At 71.6% G+C, this 16238-nt stretch carries 16 protein-coding genes; 3 read left to right on the plus strand and 13 right to left on the minus strand.

The features are described from left to right. The 7 genes from OHA86_RS18105 to OHA86_RS18135 form a co-directional block, all read right to left on the minus strand. Positions 1-267, minus strand: coding sequence for a putative ATP-grasp-modified RiPP (locus tag OHA86_RS18105; protein WP_329176661.1), 267 nt, complete (start codon positions 265-267; stop codon positions 1-3). A gap of 513 nt (positions 268-780) precedes the next feature. Beyond that, complete coding sequence (locus OHA86_RS18110) at positions 781-2223, minus strand: sensor histidine kinase (RefSeq protein WP_329176662.1); 1443 nt, start codon at positions 2221-2223, stop codon at positions 781-783. Positions 2224-2338: 115 nt separating this feature from the next. Continuing rightward, entirely contained in the window at positions 2339-3085 is a 747-nt protein-coding gene (locus tag OHA86_RS18115; RefSeq protein ID WP_329176664.1) for a response regulator transcription factor, read from the minus strand. Between the two features lie 90 nt (positions 3086-3175). After that, positions 3176-3955: a hypothetical protein gene (locus OHA86_RS18120; protein WP_329176665.1), complete on the minus strand. Its 780-nt coding sequence runs from the start codon at positions 3953-3955 to the stop codon at positions 3176-3178. A 70-nt stretch (positions 3956-4025) separates the two neighbouring features. Beyond that, on the minus strand, positions 4026-5264 hold the full coding sequence (locus OHA86_RS18125; RefSeq protein ID WP_329176666.1) for an ABC transporter permease: 1239 nt from the start codon (positions 5262-5264) through the stop codon (positions 4026-4028). Further along, the gene (locus OHA86_RS18130) at positions 5261-6166 is read right to left on the minus strand and encodes an ABC transporter ATP-binding protein (RefSeq protein WP_329176668.1); all 906 of its coding nucleotides are present in this window, start codon (positions 6164-6166) and stop codon (positions 5261-5263) included. The genes OHA86_RS18125 and OHA86_RS18130 overlap by 4 nt, the downstream gene beginning before the upstream one ends. After that, positions 6163-7509, minus strand: coding sequence for an efflux RND transporter periplasmic adaptor subunit (locus OHA86_RS18135; protein ID WP_329176670.1), 1347 nt, complete (start codon positions 7507-7509; stop codon positions 6163-6165). Before OHA86_RS18135 ends, OHA86_RS18130 begins: the two co-directional genes overlap by 4 nt. 294 nt (positions 7510-7803) lie before the next feature. On the opposite strand from OHA86_RS18135, the gene OHA86_RS18140 reads away from it, so the two are divergent. Further along, a complete protein-coding gene (locus OHA86_RS18140) occupies positions 7804-8409 on the plus strand; it encodes a hypothetical protein (protein ID WP_329176671.1) in 606 nt (201 codons plus the stop codon). Between the two features lie 238 nt (positions 8410-8647). Here the strand turns inward: OHA86_RS18140 and OHA86_RS18145 are convergent, their stop codons facing one another. The 3 genes from OHA86_RS18145 to OHA86_RS18155 form a co-directional block, all read right to left on the minus strand. Next, positions 8648-10156 carry an LCP family protein gene (locus OHA86_RS18145; protein WP_329176673.1) on the minus strand — a complete coding sequence of 503 codons (1509 nt, stop codon included), beginning with the start codon at positions 10154-10156 and terminating at the stop codon, positions 8648-8650. A gap of 205 nt (positions 10157-10361) precedes the next feature. Continuing rightward, the gene (locus OHA86_RS18150) at positions 10362-10790 is read right to left on the minus strand and encodes an anti-sigma factor antagonist (protein WP_329176675.1); all 429 of its coding nucleotides are present in this window, start codon (positions 10788-10790) and stop codon (positions 10362-10364) included. 133 nt (positions 10791-10923) lie between these two features. After that, the gene (locus tag OHA86_RS18155; protein WP_329176676.1) at positions 10924-11790 is read right to left on the minus strand and encodes a helix-turn-helix domain-containing protein; all 867 of its coding nucleotides are present in this window, start codon (positions 11788-11790) and stop codon (positions 10924-10926) included. A gap of 180 nt (positions 11791-11970) precedes the next feature. Here OHA86_RS18155 and OHA86_RS18160 point away from each other — a divergent pair, with 180 nt between their 5' ends. Beyond that, positions 11971-12453: an ATP-binding protein gene (locus OHA86_RS18160; RefSeq protein ID WP_329176677.1), complete on the plus strand. Its 483-nt coding sequence runs from the start codon at positions 11971-11973 to the stop codon at positions 12451-12453. 18 nt (positions 12454-12471) lie between these two features. Here the strand turns inward: OHA86_RS18160 and OHA86_RS18165 are convergent, their stop codons facing one another. Next, on the minus strand, positions 12472-12714 hold the full coding sequence (locus tag OHA86_RS18165; protein WP_329176678.1) for a DUF397 domain-containing protein: 243 nt from the start codon (positions 12712-12714) through the stop codon (positions 12472-12474). 233 nt (positions 12715-12947) lie between these two features. Between OHA86_RS18165 and metG the strand changes: the two genes are divergently transcribed. Further along, the gene (gene metG, locus OHA86_RS18170) at positions 12948-14678 is read left to right on the plus strand and encodes a methionine--tRNA ligase (RefSeq protein WP_329176679.1); all 1731 of its coding nucleotides are present in this window, start codon (positions 12948-12950) and stop codon (positions 14676-14678) included. 189 nt (positions 14679-14867) lie between these two features. On the opposite strand, the gene OHA86_RS18175 is transcribed toward metG, so the two are convergent. Beyond that, a complete protein-coding gene (locus OHA86_RS18175; protein WP_329176681.1) occupies positions 14868-15650 on the minus strand; it encodes a hypothetical protein in 783 nt (260 codons plus the stop codon). Beyond that, positions 15643-16152: a SigE family RNA polymerase sigma factor gene (locus tag OHA86_RS18180; RefSeq protein WP_329176683.1), complete on the minus strand. Its 510-nt coding sequence runs from the start codon at positions 16150-16152 to the stop codon at positions 15643-15645. The genes OHA86_RS18175 and OHA86_RS18180 overlap by 8 nt, the downstream gene beginning before the upstream one ends. Positions 16153-16238: the final 86 nt, after the last annotated feature.

Consider the following 16238-nt stretch of genomic DNA (forward strand, 5'->3'; position numbering starts at 1 on the left):
TCAGTCCGACTCGTAGTCGGTGGTGTTGTCGTCCTGGGTCTGCGGTTGCGGGTTCTGCCCGTCGCCGCCACCGGACACCGATGCGGTGCCCACGATCTTGTTGGTCCCATGTTTGCCCAACTCCACCAACTGGCCATCGGCGCCGGTGTAGCGGGCGGTCTGCGTAACCTCGTCCAGCGTCACTGTCGCGTACGACGGCGGACCCACCGGCAGCCGGTCAGTGACCAGCCGCATCGCCCACAGAGCCTCGGGCGCATGTGTCGCCATGCGAAAAACCCCTTCCCTCACATCAGGCGGGTAGCCGGACGGCGCCCGTCTGATCAGAATCTGCCCACCGCACAGGCACTGGCCAGTAGCGTAGGCGTCGCGAACCGTTGTGGAACAGCCACACTCCGTGACATCAGGCCGGGGAGAACGAGCGCCGGTGGCCAGTAGGACCAAAACCCGCACCTCGCCCTGTGGATCGCCGCGACCGGCCTGTCCCACGGGGAGCTGGAGGAGTGGACCGGTTTCGCGTACGAACCAGTCGGCACTGCTCCCGATCTCGCCGCGGCGCAGGCGTGGGTACATGATCTCGATCCCGGCAGCGTGGACGGTGGAGAGTAGCGGCACTTTGAGCCGGTTTCGCTCCGCCCCGACCTGCCTCAATTGAGGTTCAGCTCGGGCCGACTCCGGACCGACGGCGAGGCTCGCGGCACCGACCGAGGTGCCGGACTGCCGCTCGCGTCGCTGAGTATCCTTCCGGCCGCCGGGCCGCCCGTTCCCGCCGCCCGGACGCCGTCAAAGATGCTGCTGAGCCTCCGGTGCGGAGGGGAGGCGGATGCGGAAGGTGGCGCCGCGGCCCGGGGAGGTGTCGAGTTCGACGTGGCCGCCGTGGGCGGTGATCAGGGCGGCGGCGATGGACAGGCCGAGGCCCGCGCCGCCGCCGGCGGTGCGGGTGCGGGAGGCGTCGGTGCGGTAGAAGCGCTCGAAGACGCGGGCGGCCTGCGCCGGGGTCAGGCCGGGGCCGGTGTCGGCGACCTCCAGGATGCCGTGGCCGTCGCGGGTGCCGACGCCGATGCGGACGGGGGTGCCGGGCGGGGTGTGGGCGACGGCGTTGCCGACCAGGTTGGTGACGACCTGGCGCAGCCGGGCCTCGTCGCCGAGTACGGGGGCCGGGGCGGGCGGCCCGGACCCGGGTCCGGTCAGGGTGACCGAGCGGGTCGGGTCGAGCGCGGTCGTGTCGTGCAGCGCGTCCACCGCGAGGGTGCGCAGGTCCATCGGGGCCAGCTGCACCGGGCGCAGTTCCTCGGTACGGACCAGGGTGAGCAGGTCCTCCACCAGGCCGCCGAGGCGTACGGCCTCGCTCTCGATCCGGGCCATGGTCCGCTTGACGTCGGCCTCGTCGGGCAGCGCGCCCATCCGGTACAGCTCGGCGAAGCCGCGGATGCCGGCCAGCGGGGTGCGCAGCTCGTGGCTGGCGTCGGCGACGAAGCGCCGCATCTGGTCCTCGGACTCGGCGCGTACGGCGAAGGCCGACTCGATCTGGGCCAGCATGCCGTTGAGCGCGAAGGAGAGCCGGCCGGCCTCGGTCCGCGGTGAGGCGGCCGGCATCCGGTGCGACAGCGGCCGGCCCGCCGCAATCTCCACGGCGGTCGCCTCGATCTGCCGCAGCGGACGCAGCCCGGCCCGTACCGCGAACCAGCCCGCCACCCCGAGCAGCGCCACGACCACCCCGCCGATCAGCAGGAAGGCGGTGCTGAGCCGGTCGGTGGTCGAGGACACCTCGTCCAGCGAGGCCGCGACGACCACTCCCGCGGGCAGCGAGCGGTTCGCCGACGTCCCGGTCACCGGCACGATCAGCACCCGCCAGCGTCCGCCGCCGTGGTCGCTGGCCACGTCGAAGGGGGCGCCCAGGTGGGCGGTCAGCGCCGCCGCGTCCATGGCGGGCCACAGCGGGCGCGGGTCGCCGGCCGCGACCGGCAGCCGGAACTGGTCCGAGACGTGCCCGTCGGCCGCGGCGAAGGCCACCACGAACTGGCTCGGCAGCCACGGCCGCACGCTGCCCGGGCGTACGTTGCGCGGCGCCGGGATCCCCTCGGTGCCGAGCCGCTGGGCCAGCGGGCCGCCGTAGCGCTCCAGCTGCTGGTCGACCCGCTGGACCAGCTGGCTGCGCACGGAGCCCAGCACGACGGTGTCGCTGACCGCGAGGCCCAGCAGCACCAGCACCAGCGACAGCAGCACCAGCCGCGAGCGCAGCGACAGCGCGGAAGGACGGAGAGAGGGACGGAAGGAGGTGGCACAGAAGGCAGGACGGGAGGAAGGACGGGAGGCAGGCAGGAAGGCGCGGGCGCGCATGTCAGCCGTGCGCCTGCACCGGGCGGCGCAGCACATAGCCGACCCCGCGCACCGTGTGGATGAGCTTCGCCGCCCCGTCCGCGCCGGAGTCGACCTTGCGCCGCACGTACGAGATGTACGACTCGACGATGCTCAGGTCGCCGCCGAAGTCGTACGCCCACACGTGGTCGAGGATCTGCAGTTTGGAGACGACCCGGTCGGCGTTGGCCATCAGGTAGGCGAGCAGCTTGAACTCGGTGGGGGACAGCGAGACGGGCCGGCCGGCGCGCAGCACCTGGTGGCCGACGGTGTCCAGCTCCAGGTCGCCGGCCACCAGCCGCCCGTCGTCGCTGCCGCCGCCGGTGCGGCGCAGGATCGCCCGGATACGGGCGATCAGCTCCTCCAGGCTGAACGGCTTGGTCACATAGTCGTCGCCGCCCGCCGTCAGGCCGCTGATCTTGTCCTCGACGCCGTCCTTGGCGGTGAGGAAGAGCACCGGCAGCCGGTCGTCGCCGCCCGCGCCGGACCGCGGGCCGTACGGCCCCGTCTCCTCGCGCAGCCGCTTGACCACCGCGAAGCCGGTCATGTCGGGCAGCATCACGTCGAGGACGACGAGGTCGGGCCGCTCCCGGGCGACCGCGGCCAGCGCGTCGGCGCCGGTCGCGGCGGAGACGACCTTGAAGCCGACGAAGCGCAGCGACGCCGAGAGCAGCTCCCTGATGTTCGGTTCGTCGTCCACCACCAGCAGGCTGGCCTCGGGCGTGTCCATGCGGCGACCTCCTGGCCCGGTTGTGCGGTCGTACGGTGCCGCGACGCGCTGTCGGCGGCACCGTACGCCTCGGAGCTGTGAACGGACCGCTCAGTTGCCGCCGGTGCCGCCCCCGGCGCCGGCCCCGAAGCCGCCGAAGCCGGTCGGCAGGGTGGCGCCCTCGGTGACGGTGGTGGCGGCGATGTCGCCGGACGCGCCCTTGCTGCCGCGTACGGTCACGGTCTGGCCGGGCTTGAGGTCGGAGACCTTGCCGTCCTTGGACTCGGTGACCTTGGTGGAGCCGCCGGTGGTGACCTTGACGATGGTGCCCTGGGCGTCGGTGACGTAGATCGTGCTGCCGTCGACCAGCTTGACGGTGCCGAACGTCAGCCCGCCGGCCGCGCCCGCACCCGTACCGCCCGCCGCCCCGGCCCCCGTACCGCCCGCGCCACCGAAGCCGCGGCCGGCAGCCGTACCCGTACCCGTACCCGTACCCGCGCTCGCGCCCGTACCCGTGCCCGTACCGCCCCGGGCCCCGGTGAAGGACGAGAAGGGGTTGCGGGCGGACGCCGTGCCGTTCAGGTGGTGCTTCTCGACCAGCGCGCCGCCCGTGAAGGCGGCCGCCGCGACGACCCCGGCCGACAGCAGCAGCGTCAGCCACGGCAGTTTGCGGCGCGGCGGCGCGGCCAGCTCGGCGGAGATGTCACGGGCGTCCGGCGGCTCGGCCAGTACGTCCTCGGGGCTCTGCGCGGGCGGCCCGCCGTGGCCGCCCTCGATCACTTCGGAACCGCGCCGGATCTCGATCCCGCCGGTGCCCTCCTCCGGGACGAGCGGCAGCAGATCCGTGCCGGAGTCGTCCGTCCTGACCAGCTCGGAACGGCGTCGCGCCATCTCGGCTTCTCCCTCTCGTCTGTCTGTGCAGCCTTGTCTGTCTGTGCAGCCCGGTGAAGGCTCAGTGCTGTCACTCGTGCCGCAGGGCCTCGATGGGCCGCAGGCTCGCCGCCCGGTTGGCCGGGTAGCTGCCGAAGAACAGGCCGATGGCCACGGCGATGGCGAAGGCGCCCCACACCGACGCCGGTATGACGACCGGTGTGATGCCGACGATCCTGAAGTGCGAGCCGATCAGCCCCGCGACGACCCCCAGGCCGCCGCCGATCAGCGACAGCAGCGTCGACTCGGCCAGGAACTGCCCGAGGATGACGCCCTTGGGCGCGCCGATCGCCTTGCGGATGCCGATCTCCCGGGTCCGCTCGGTCACGGTCACCAGCATGATGTTGGTGATGCCGATCCCGCCGACCAGCAGCGAGATCGCGGCGACCGCGCCGAGCAGCACCGTGAAGGTCTTGTTGGTGTCGGACTGGGTGCTCAGCAGTGACTCCTGGCTGCTGACCCGGAAGTCCAGCGCGCTGGCGTCCTTGATGCCGTGGGTGCCCATCAGCACGGTGGTGATCTCGTTCTGCGCGGGGGTCGTGGCGCCCGCGGACTCCGCCTGGACCAGGATCTGGCTGACCGGGCCGAAGCCGGTGAAGGCGTTCTGCACGGTCGGCAGCGGGGCGACCACCGTGTCGTCCGGGTCCTGGAAGCCGGTGCCGCCCTTGGTGGCCAGCACACCGACCACCGTGAAGGGGGTGCCGCCGATGACGACCTTCTTGCCGACCGGGCTCGCCGTGCCGAACAGGTCGGTGGCGGTGGTCGAGCCGATCACCGCCACCTTGCGGGAGTTGAGCACATCGTCGGCGGAGAAGTAGTCGCCCTTGTCCACCTTGCTGTTGGACGCCTCGAAGTACGCCGGGTAGGTGCCGACGACCTGGCTGACGGTGTGCGAGGTGCCCTCGTAGATCGCGGTCTGCGAGGTGGTGACCTCGGGGGCGACCGACTTGATGTGCGGCGCGGACGCCGGGTCGGCCAGCGCGCGGGCGTCGTCCACGGTCAGCGGTTTGGTGCTGGTCGCGCTGCTGCCGCCGCGCCCGCCGCCCGCGCCGCCGCCGAAGCCGCTGCCGGAACCCGAGGAGACGGTGAGCGAGTTGGTGCCGAGCTTCTCGATGGAGTCCTTGACCGACTGCGAGGAGCCGTTGCCGACCGCCAGCAGGATGATCACGGCGGCGACGCCGATCAGTACGCCCAGCATGGTCAGCGCGGAGCGCACCTTGTTGGCGGCCAGGCCGCCGACCGCGAAGCGCAGCGTCTCGAAGGGGTTCACCGGGACGCACCCCCGGCCCTGCTGAGCGCCTGCGCCTGGGCCTGCGGGGAGTGCGAGGCGAAGACCGCGGGGTCGCGCAGCGCGGGCGGCGGCCCGTCCACCGGCGCCTGCCGTACGTCGGTGACCACCTGCCCGTCGACCAGCCGCACGACGCGCTTGGCGTGCCGGGCGACCTCGTCCTCGTGGGTGATCAGGACGACGGTGCGCCCCGACGCGTTGAGCCGGTCCACGATCGAGAGCACTTCCTCCGTGCTGTGGCTGTCCAGGTTGCCGGTCGGCTCGTCGGCGAGCAGCATCGCGGGCGCGGTGACCAGCGCCCTGGCCACCGCGACCCGCTGCTGCTGCCCACCGGACAGTTCGTTGGGCCGGTGGTCGACCCGGTCGGCGAGGCCGACCAGGGCGAGTGCGGCCAGCGCGCGCCGCCGCCGCTCGGCGGTCCTCACCCCCGCGTAGGCGAGCGGGAGTTCGACCTGCGCGAGCGCGGGGGTGCGCGGCACCAGGTTGAACGACTGGAACACGAAGCCGATCTTGCGGTTGCGCACCAGGGAGAGCTGGTGCTCGTCGAGGCCGCCGACGTCGATGCCGTCCAGCAGGTAGCGCCCGGAGGTCGGCACGTCGAGGCAGCCGAGGATGTTCATCAGGGTGGACTTGCCTGACCCCGAGCTGCCCATCACCGCGACCATGTCGCCCTGTTCGACCAGCAGGTCGACGCCGGGCGACACACCGGTCGCCGGGTCGGGCGGGCCGCCCAGGGCGCGTACGGTCGCGTCGCCGTGGCCGTACGTCTTGAGCAGCGAGCGCACCTCGATGACCGGTGGCGGTCCCCAGGGGCCGTTGTCCTGCGGCGGCTCCTCTTCCGTGTCCCTGCGGTGGGCGCCGGTCCTGCCCAGGCCGAGCCTCATCCGCGGCCACCGCCGCCGGCGCCGCGAAGGCTGCCGCCCGCGCCGCCGGCTGCCGCGCCGAAGCGGCCGGTGCCGCCGCCGAGGCCGCCGGGGAAGGCGCCGCTCGGGAAGCCGTTGCTGCCGGTCGAGGCGACCGTCGGGATCTGCACCTGCTGGCCCTCGGTCAGGCCGCTGCTGATCTGGTCGGTGCTGTCGCCCTCGACACCGACCGTCACGGCGGTACGGGTGGTGGACCCGTCGGCGTTGACGACCAGGACCGAGCGGTTGGCGCCGGTGCCGGTCACCGCGGCGGTCGGCACGCTGAGCGCGTCGCCGGCCGAGCCGGTGGTGACCTGGATGCTGGCGCTCAGGCCGGTCCGCAGGTTCGAGGTGTCACTGGTGATCTGGAGCGTGGCCGCGTACTGCACGGCGCTGCCCGAGGAGCCGGAGCCCGAACTCGAACTGCTGCTCACCGGGAGCGAACTGACCGACAGCACCTTGGCGTCCAGGACGGTGCCGGACTCGGCGTTCAGCGTGACGGTCGCGGCCTGGCCGGGCTTGACCTTGAGCGAGTCGGCCTCGGAGAAGTCCGCGGTCACCTGCATGCCGGCCGGGTTGGTCAGCACGATGAAGCCGCTGAGCGAACCGCTGGAGGACGTGGAACCGGACGACGCGGAGCCGGAGCTGCTGCCCGAGCCGGAACCCGAGCCGGAACCCGAGCCCGAACTGCTGCCGCCCGTGCCCGACACCGACTCGCCCTTGGCCGCGGCCACCGAGGCCACCGTGCCGGCCACCGGGGCCTTGAGCGTGGTGCCGTCGACCGCGCGCTGAGCCGCGTCCACGGCGTTCTGCGCCTGCGTCAACTGAGCTTGGGCCTGCGCGAGTTGGGCGGCATCGACGGTCGGGGTCGGCGACGGGGTGGGCGTGGAGTCGCGGCCGGAGGAGCCGGAACTGCCGGTGGAGGCCGGGAGTTCGCCCGCCTCGGCCTTCGTCAGATTCGCCTCGGCCGCGGTCAGCGAGGCCTGGTCCTGCTGGAGCGTCGCCTTCGCGTCGGTGGCGTCGACCTTGGCCAGCACCTGGCCCTTCTTGACCTTGTCACCCGGCTTGACCTTCACCTGGGTGAGCGTGCCGCCGGTGGTGAAGTTCAGCCCCGCGTCGCTCGGGGAGGCGAGCGTGCCGGAGCCGGAGACCGTGGCCAGCACCGTGCCCTTGGTGACGGTCGCCACCCGGGCCGTGCCGGTGCCGCCGGACGTGCTGCCGTCGTCGTGCACGGCCGCGTAGGCGCCGCCGGCGCCCGCGAGGACGACCACGCCGAGCACCGAGTTGATCAGGGCGGCCCTGCGCCGCCGTGGGAGCACCTTCATGGCCCGCATCCTCGCGTCCCACGCCTTTGAAGCCCTGGGAGGAAACTGCGGGTTTCCTGGGAGTGCAAAGCCCTTCTTCACGGTGATACGCCGCGAGTCGGGCGCGGGTGTGCCGGATCCGGGCGGCGGTGGGCGGTCTGTTCCCCGGGAACTCACAGGTGGCGCCCGGGCGGCGCCTACCTGAGTGCGGTTCAGTCATGGGCTGCCGCCCTGCGTTGGCCACCGTCATCCCCGCGCGCACACGTAGGGCGGCCGTTCAGCCTCCGACCCACCGCTCCCGAGGAGACTCCGGCCATGACCTGGACCCCCACCACCGCACAGCGGGCCGGCGCGTCCGTCGCCGTCCTCGCCTCGGGAGTGCTCCTGCTCGCCGCGTGCTCCTCGGGCGCGTCGGGCTCCTCGTCCGCGAAGCCGTCGGGGTCGGCGACGGTGGCCGCGTCCGCGTCCGCCTCCGGGTCGATGGAGGCGTATCGCGACTGCCTGTCGCAGCACGGGGTGCAGCTGCCGAGCTTCGCGCCGCGCACCGGGACCGGGCGCCCCTCGGGCCGGCCCTCGGGGCGGCCCAGCGGCGGCGGGGGCTTCCCCGGCTTCGGCGGCGGCGCGGGGGCGTCGGCCGACCCGAAGACGAAGGCGGCGACGGAGGCCTGCGCGTCGCTGCGGCCGCAGTTCAACGGCCGCGGCGGGGACGCCGGGGGCGGCGCCGACAGCAGTGCCTTCCAGGCGTTCACGAGCTGCCTCAAGGATCACGGGGTGACGCTGCCGACCGCGTCGCCCGGGGCGAGCCGGTCCCCTCGCGGGGGGATGTCCGGCGGGATCGACACCGCCGATCCGAAGACGGCTCAGGCCTACAACACGTGCAAGCCCCTGCTCCCCCAGCGCTCTTCGCCCGCGGCGAGCTGAGCGGCTGACGACCACCTCCGCCATCGCGGGTGGCCCCGCCCCTGAGGGGCTGCCACCCGCGGTGGCGTTTCGCCTGCTCCCCGGCGGGGGCTGAGCGCGCGGTTCCGCGCGCCCCTGAGGGGCACCCTCCTGCGCAGAGGACAAGGCGTCAGGGGCGCGGGGAACCGCGCGGCCGGCCGAGACGCACCGCGCGTGCGGCGTGCCACCGCACGTGGCACTCACCCCAGAGCGCGGGCGGTCACCCGTAGGACAGCTTGGAGCACGGGTCCGCGTCAGCGGACCGCGCCTGCTTGCTGAGGTCGGTGGGAAGCGGCTTCGGCGTCGCGGACGCCGTCCCCCCCTTCGCGGCGACAGCCGCGTAATCCGCTCCGAGCACCACGTTGACCCCGCTCGTGTCGAGCTGGACCAGCTCCGCGCCGGGGAAGAGCTTCGCGACCGTGTCCGCCTGCGTCTTGGCACCGGCGCCGGTGCCGTACTCGATCCGGGTGACCGTGTGGTCCCTGGTCTTGGCGTTCGTCGAGTTCATCACGTTGAAGTTGTCGGCCTTCAGCATGTCCGCGGCCTTGCCGGCGAGCCCGCCCGTGGTGGTGCCGTTGTAGACCGAGACCATGATCCCGGTGCCGTCCACCGTCGCGCTGGGCGACGGCTTGGGAGCGGCGGTCTTGCCGGAGGCGTTGACGCCCTGGAGGGTACGGTCGGCGCGCAGTTCGGCGAACAGGTCGTCCACGTCGGGGTGGACCAGGTCTATGCGGGCGCCGGTGTACTTCCAGGGCGCGGTGATGAACTGGATGTTCTTCAGGTCGATGCCCTTGAGCGACAGGCCGAAGGACATCAGCTTCGCGGCGCTGCCCAGACCCGGGTCCACGGTGAGCGACTTGGTCGCCGCGTTGGCCAGCGGCAGCAGCGTCGTGGGGTCCATGCCCTGACCCTTGACCTTGCTGATCAGCGCGGACAGGAAGGCCTGCTGCCGCAGCATGCGGCCGACGTCGGAGTTGTCGCCGACGCCGTGCCTGACCCGGACGTAGTCCAGCGCCTGCTGGCCCTGGAGGTTCTGCATCCCGGCCTTGAGGACGATCTTGCCCTTGTGGCCGAGGTTGGGGTTCATGTCGCCCTGGTAGATGTCGTTCGGGACGCAGACCTCGACGCCGTGGACGGCGGAGGTCATGGACGCGAAGCCCTCGAAGTCGACCACCATGGTGTGGTCCACCCGCAGCCCGGACAGCTTCTCTATGGTGTTCTGCGTGCAGGCCGGGTTGCCCTTTTCGGTGTTGCCCATGGAGAAGGCGGAGTTGAACATCGCCGACGGCTGGTCCAGCGACCACTTGCCGTCCGGGAGCAGGCAGGGGGGTATGTCGACCAGCGAGTCGCGGGGTATGGAGATGCCCACCGCGTGTTTGTGGTCGGGGTAGACGTGCAGCAGGATCGTGGTGTCGGAGCGGCCGATCGCTCCCGACGCGGAGCCGCCGAGCTTGCCGTTGTCGCCGGCGCGGGTGTCGGAGCCGATCAGCAGGACGTTGACGGCCTTGTTGCCGTTGGCGTCGGCGTCGGCCTCGGCCGGGCGGTTCTTGCTCAGGCCGGCGGAGTCGAACGTCGCGATGTTCGCGTTGAGCTTGAGGTAGATCGCGCCGGCACCACCGACCAGCAGGACCACGACCGAGACCGAGATCGCGATGATCCACCGCTTGCGGTTGTGCTTGCGTATCCCGCGGCCGCGCTTACGTTCCGGCTTGCGCCCACGAACGCCCATTCCCTTACACCTTCGGTCCGGTGGCACCAGCACACATCACGACGAAGCCCCAACGTTTATCAGTTGTCCCGGCCCTGCCGTATGACGCCGGTCACATCGGCGGCGGGGAAGGATGGTTGTTCAGCGAGACACTGTACGGCGTCAACATTTGGGTGACACACAAGCAGCATGGAGTGACCGCGTCCGCACGCGGGCCGGCGGGCGCTCAGGCCCGCAGCGCCTCGTCCAGCGTGAGCACCGGGAGGAAGACGGCGTCCAGGCCGGTCATCGCCAGCAGCTTGCGGGTCTGCGGGTGGGCGCAGACCATCGCGGTGCGGCCACCGCGGTCGAGCACCCGGCGGCGGGCGCGCACCAGCAGTGCGAGGCCGAAGCAGTCGATGAACTCCAGCGGCCCGAGGTCGAAGACCACCAGCAGCGGCAGCGGCCACATCACGACCGCGTCGAGGTGCGGGTGGACGCCGTGCGCGCTGCCGAGGTCGATCTCACCGGCCAGCTCGACGACAGTGGCCTCACGGAGCCGGTACGTACGGGCGTACGGCGTCGGCGCCGGCACCACATCGCCGAGCGGGCGGCCGAACTCGGGCCCGTCCTCCTGGCCGCCGCCACCGCGGTCGCCGTTGACCTCCTCGTGCACTCTCGTCCCCCGTCCCCCTGGCGCGACCTGCGTAACCGTAGCGGCGCCGCGGTGCCGCCGGGGAGACGGCCGGGGGTAAAAACAACTGTTATTCACCCGACCGGGTGAATAACAGTTGAAAATACACATAAAGTCACAATTCGCGCTTGAACGCGTTCAGCCAGTCGAGGGAGTCCGCCGGGCTCAGCGCGAGCCGCCCCAGCGCGGTCATGGCCTTGTCGTACTCCACGACCTCGTCGTGCTTGTCGATGTAGAGCGCGCCGGTCAGCTGCTCCAGATACACCAGGTCGGGCAGGTCGGACTCCGGGAAGCTCAGCAGGGTGAAGGCGCCGCCGCCCGCCGCGTGGCCGCCGGTGGCGAAGGGCAGGATCCGGACGTCCACGTTGGGCGCCTCCGCGGCCTCCAGCACGTGCTGGACCTGGTCGCGCATGACCTCCCGGGTGCCGAACGGGCGGCGCAGCGCACCCTCGTCCATCACGGCGACGAAGTGCGGCGCCCGCTCCGAGACCAGCAGCTTCTGCCGCTCCAGGCGTAGGCCGACTCGTCTTTCGACCCAGGCGTCGGCTCCCTCAGGGTGACCGAGCCGGATCACCTGCCTGATGTAGTCCTCCGTCTGCAGCAGGCCGTGCACGAACTGCACCTCGAACGTGCGGATGAGCGCGGCCGACTCCTCCAGACCCACGTACGTCTGGAACCAGGTCGGCATCACCTCGCCGTATCCGTGCCACCAGCCTGCGGCGTTTGCCTCTCTCACGAGTCCGAGCATGGCGAGCCGTTCACCCTCCTCGGTGACGCCGTACAGCGTCAGCAGATCGGCGACATCCCGCTCCTTGAAGCTGACTCTGCCCAGCTCCATGCGGCTGATCTTCGATTCCGAGGCCCGGATGGAATACCCGGCGTCCTCCCTGCTGATCCCCCGCGACTCACGCAGCCTCCGCAGCTGCGCTCCGAGCAGCATCCGCCGCACGATGGACCCGCCTCCCGGCTGCCCTGCGCTCATAAGTCACGCTCCGCCCTTGGTTCATCAGCAGTCTGCCACTAATGGCTTGCGCGCAGTACCCGTCCCGTCACTCTCGATCGTCACGTGCATAAATTCCTTGCAGATGCACGTGCAGACGCTCTTGCATCCCCTGGTCCCGATCCCCGAGCATGGTGGCGTGCAGATACTTCGGGGGCACGCATGAAGGCAGAGGCCGCACCTGTGCTGGACCCGTTATTGCAAGGCGTGCTCGCGCCCGAGCATCTTGCGGCGGGCCACGGCGCCACATGCGAACTGCCCGCCGCCCTTGAGTCGGTGCGCGAGGCGCGCCGCTTCACCCGCGCCACCCTCCAGCACTGGGACATGTCCGTGCTGCTCGACTCCATGGAACTGGTGGCGTCCGAGTTGGTGACGAACGCGCTGCGGTACGCGGTGCCGGTCGGCACGCCCGGCGCGCCGGTCCGGCTGAGCCTTGTGCGCTGGACTACGCGGGTAGTTTGCGCGGTGCGCGACCCCAGCGGGGTGGCACCGATCACCAAGGACCCCGACTTCGTGGCCGAGACCGGCCGCGGGCTGCACCTGGTGGACTCCTTCAGCGAGAACTGGGGATGGCACCCGCTGAGCGGTACGGGAAAGGTCGTCTGGGCGCTGTTCCTGGTGACACCGGCCGGCCAGCACCGCTAGCGCGCGCCGGCCCGGGCGTCACGGCCCCGGCATCAGGTGGTCGAACTCACCCGCCTTCACACCGATGATCATCGATTCGATCTCGGCCCTGGTGTAAATCAAGGCGGGACCGTCCGGAAAGCGCGAATTGCGTACGGCGACGCCGCCGTCGGGCAGCGCGGCGAACTCCACACAGGTGCCATTGGCATTGCTGTGTCCGCTCTTCTGCCAGACCACACCCGCAAGATCCTCTGCGGGCATTCCATTGTGCGTCCGGCGCATCAGCCACTCCCCAAAAGTGCCGTGTGGTACAGGAGATGATAACTCGTGGTGGGAGCACGTGCATGTGCACGTGCAAGTGCACGTGCAGTCACACCGAGTCACCCTCGGGACGCCTCTGACCTGAACCTGTCCGGAATGTGAATACGGCGGAGGCCACCCGGCTACGGTCCGATACGATTGACGGTCCGTAGATGAATTCCTCACTCCGCGCTACGAATTGGGAGCAGCCTGCAATGGCTCGTCACCTCATCACCTCCGCCCTGCCCTATATCAACGGGATCAAGCACCTGGGCAACATGGTGGGGTCCATGCTCCCGGCCGATGTCTACGCCCGCTATCTGCGGCAGCGCGGACAGGATGTCCTCTACATCTGCGCCACCGACGAACACGGCACCCCGGCGGAACTCGCCGCAAAGGAAGCCGGACTTCCGGTTGATGTCTTCTGCGCCCAGGCGCACGACGCGCAGAAGGCCGTCTACGACGGATTCGCGCTGTCCTTCGACCACTTCGGCCGCAGTTCCTCCGCGCAGAACGTCGACATCACCCAGCGCTTCGCCCGCCGCCTGCACGAGAACGGCTTCATCGAGGAGCGCGCCATCCGCCAGGTCTACTCGCTGGCCGACGAGCGCTTCCTGCCGGACCGCTACATCGTCGGCACCTGCCCGCACTGCGGTTACGACAAGGCGCGCGGCGACCAGTGCGAGAACTGCACCCGGGTGCTCGACCCCACCGACCTGATCGAACCGCGCTCGGCGATCAGCGGAAGCAGCGCGCTGGAGGTCAGGGAGACCAAGCACCTCTTCCTCCTCCAGTCCGAGCTGGCGGCCGAGGTCGAGGCCTGGATCGACGCGAACAGCGCCGAGTGGCCGACCCTGGCGTCCTCGATCGCCCGCAAATGGCTCACAGAAGGCCTGCACGACCGGGCGATCACCCGCGATCTCGACTGGGGTGTGCCGGTGCCCGCCGACACCTGGCCGGAGCTGGCCGCGGAGGGCAAGGTCTTCTATGTCTGGTTCGACGCCCCGATCGAGTACATCGGTTCCACCAAGGAATGGTCCGACTCGGCCCCCGAGGGGGAGTCGCGCGACTGGCAGTCGTGGTGGTACGAGGCCGACGACACCGTCCGCTACACGCAGTTCATGGCCAAGGACAACGTCCCCTTCCACACCGTGATGTTCCCCGCCACCCAGCTGGGCACCCGCGAGCCGTGGAAGAAGGTCGACTTCGTCAAGGCCTTCAACTGGCTGAACTACTACGGCGGCAAGTTCTCCACCTCCCAGCGCCGGGGCATCTTCACCGACGTCGCTCTCGACCTGCTGCCCGCCGACTACTGGCGCTACTTCCTGATGGCCAACGCGCCCGAGTCCGACGACACGTCCTTCACCTGGGAGCTGTTCGCGGCCGGCGTCAACAAGGACCTCGCCGACACCCTCGGCAACTTCGTCAACCGGGTGCTGTCCTTCTCCCGCAAGCGCTTCGGCGACGACGTGCCGGCCGGCGCGGCGGCGGGCGACGCGGAGGCCAGGCTCGGCGAGCAGATCGCCGGGCTGCTCGCGGAGTACGAAGGCCACATGGAGACGCTGCAGTTCCGCAAGGCGGCCCAGTCGCTGCGCGCGCTGTGGAGCGCGGGCAACTCCTATCTGGAGGAGAAGGCCCCCTGGATGGAGATCAAGACCGACCAGGACGGCGCCGCCCTCACCCTGCGCACCGCGATGAACCTCATCCACCTCTACGCCGTCGTCTCCGAGCCGTTCATCCCGTCCTCGGCCGCCGCGATGCGGTCCGCCTTCGCGCTGCCGGCCGATGACGCCCGCTGGGTCACCGCCGACCAGGCCCGCGCGCTGGACGCGGTCCCGGCGGGCACGCCCTTCACTGTGCCGCCGGTGCTCTTCGCGAAGATCAGCGACGACGATCTGGCGGCGTACGTCGAGCGTTTCGGCGGCGACCCGGACGCTGCCGCGTAGCCTCCGGCTGCTCGCGCCCGGTCGCCGCCGCCTCCCCGGCCGGCACCGGGCGCAGCGGACCCTCCTCCGGCAGCCGCGAGGGCCGCGCGCCCGTACCGGCGGGGGTGCACGCCGCCACCACCGCGGCGGCCAGCCCGAGGACCGCGCCCCGCCGGCCGATCCCCGCGGGACCGGTGCCGCCCGGCACTCTCATCCGACGTCCGCGGTCGACAAGAGGTCCTCGGCCAGCGCCAGTTGCGCCGACGAGGGCTGCGCCAGGCACGCCGTCACCCGCACCACGGTGCTCGACCCCGCCTCGCCGACGACGGACGTGCCCAACTGCCGTGTGCCGCCGACCGTACGGCAGGCCGTGTAGGGCAACTCCTCGCCGACCTCGCCGACCTCGCCGCCGAAGTGCTGGAGCTTGTCCGCCTGGTCCTGGGAGCCGTCGAGGCGGAACATGACCAGCGTCCCGCCCCTGCCCAGCCGCCGGGCCAGCGGGGTGCAGAAGTCGTCCAGGGCGTGCGCACAGCCGTTCTCGGGCAGCGCGAGTGCCTGCGAGGACACGAAGACGCTGCGGGTGGCCGGGTCCGGCAGGGTCTGCCAGCCGGACGGCAGCGACAGCCGCAGCCCGTCCATCCCGGTCGGGCGGTACACGCCCTCCGACGCCTGCGGGCCGGCCGTACCGGGCGTCGGGGTGGGCGGATCGGCGACACCGGGGGACGGGGTGGGCCGCTTGTCCGCCTGCCCGCCGGTCGCCACCACCACCGGCGCCGCGCCGCCGGCCTGCGGGCGTACCAGCCCGGGTACGGCCATCAGTCCCGCCGCCACGGCCAGCACCGCGCTGCCGGTGACCGCGGCCGTACGCCGCCGGCGGCGCCGCCCGACCCGCTCGCGCACCCGCTCAAGACGCTGCGGCGGGGCGGGCGGCTGCGGCACCGCCCGCTCCAGCAGGATCCGCAACTCCTGCTCGGGGCCGTCCCGTTCAGTCACGGCCGTCACCGCCGTCCGCCGTGACCGCGGACGGCAGCCGCCCGCGCAGCGTCCGCAGGGCCTTCGCCGCCTGGCTCTTCACCGTGCCCTCCGAACACCTCAGCGCCTCCGCGGTCTCGGTCACGCTCAGATCCTCGAAGTACCGCAGCACCACCACGGCCCGCTGCCGTACGGGCAAGGCGCGCACCGCCGCGGCCAGCGCCTGCTCCAGGTCCACCCCGGCGTACGCGTCCTGCGGCAGCGCCTGGTCCGGCACATCGCCGTGCGGCACCTCGCCGCGCCACCGCCTGCGCCACCACGAGGCATGCGTGTGCACCAGGGCGCGGCGTACGTACGCCTCCGGATTCTCCTCGGCGATCCGGTGCCACTTGGGCCAGACCTTGGCCAGCACCGTCTGGAGCAGGTCCTCGGCGAGGTGGGCGTCCCCGGTGAGCAGCCACGCGACACGCAACAGCCGTTGGCCGCGTGCCGCGACGAACTGCTCGAACCCGCCTTCGCCCACCGAATGTCCTCCCCACACCTCTACAACGCCCCCGGGCACCTGTCCGGTTGCCCCGGGCGCACACAGGGGTTCCGCGGTGCCGCCGC

The organism is Streptomyces sp. NBC_01477 (assembly GCF_036227245.1).
Lineage (GTDB): Bacteria > Actinomycetota > Actinomycetes > Streptomycetales > Streptomycetaceae > Actinacidiphila.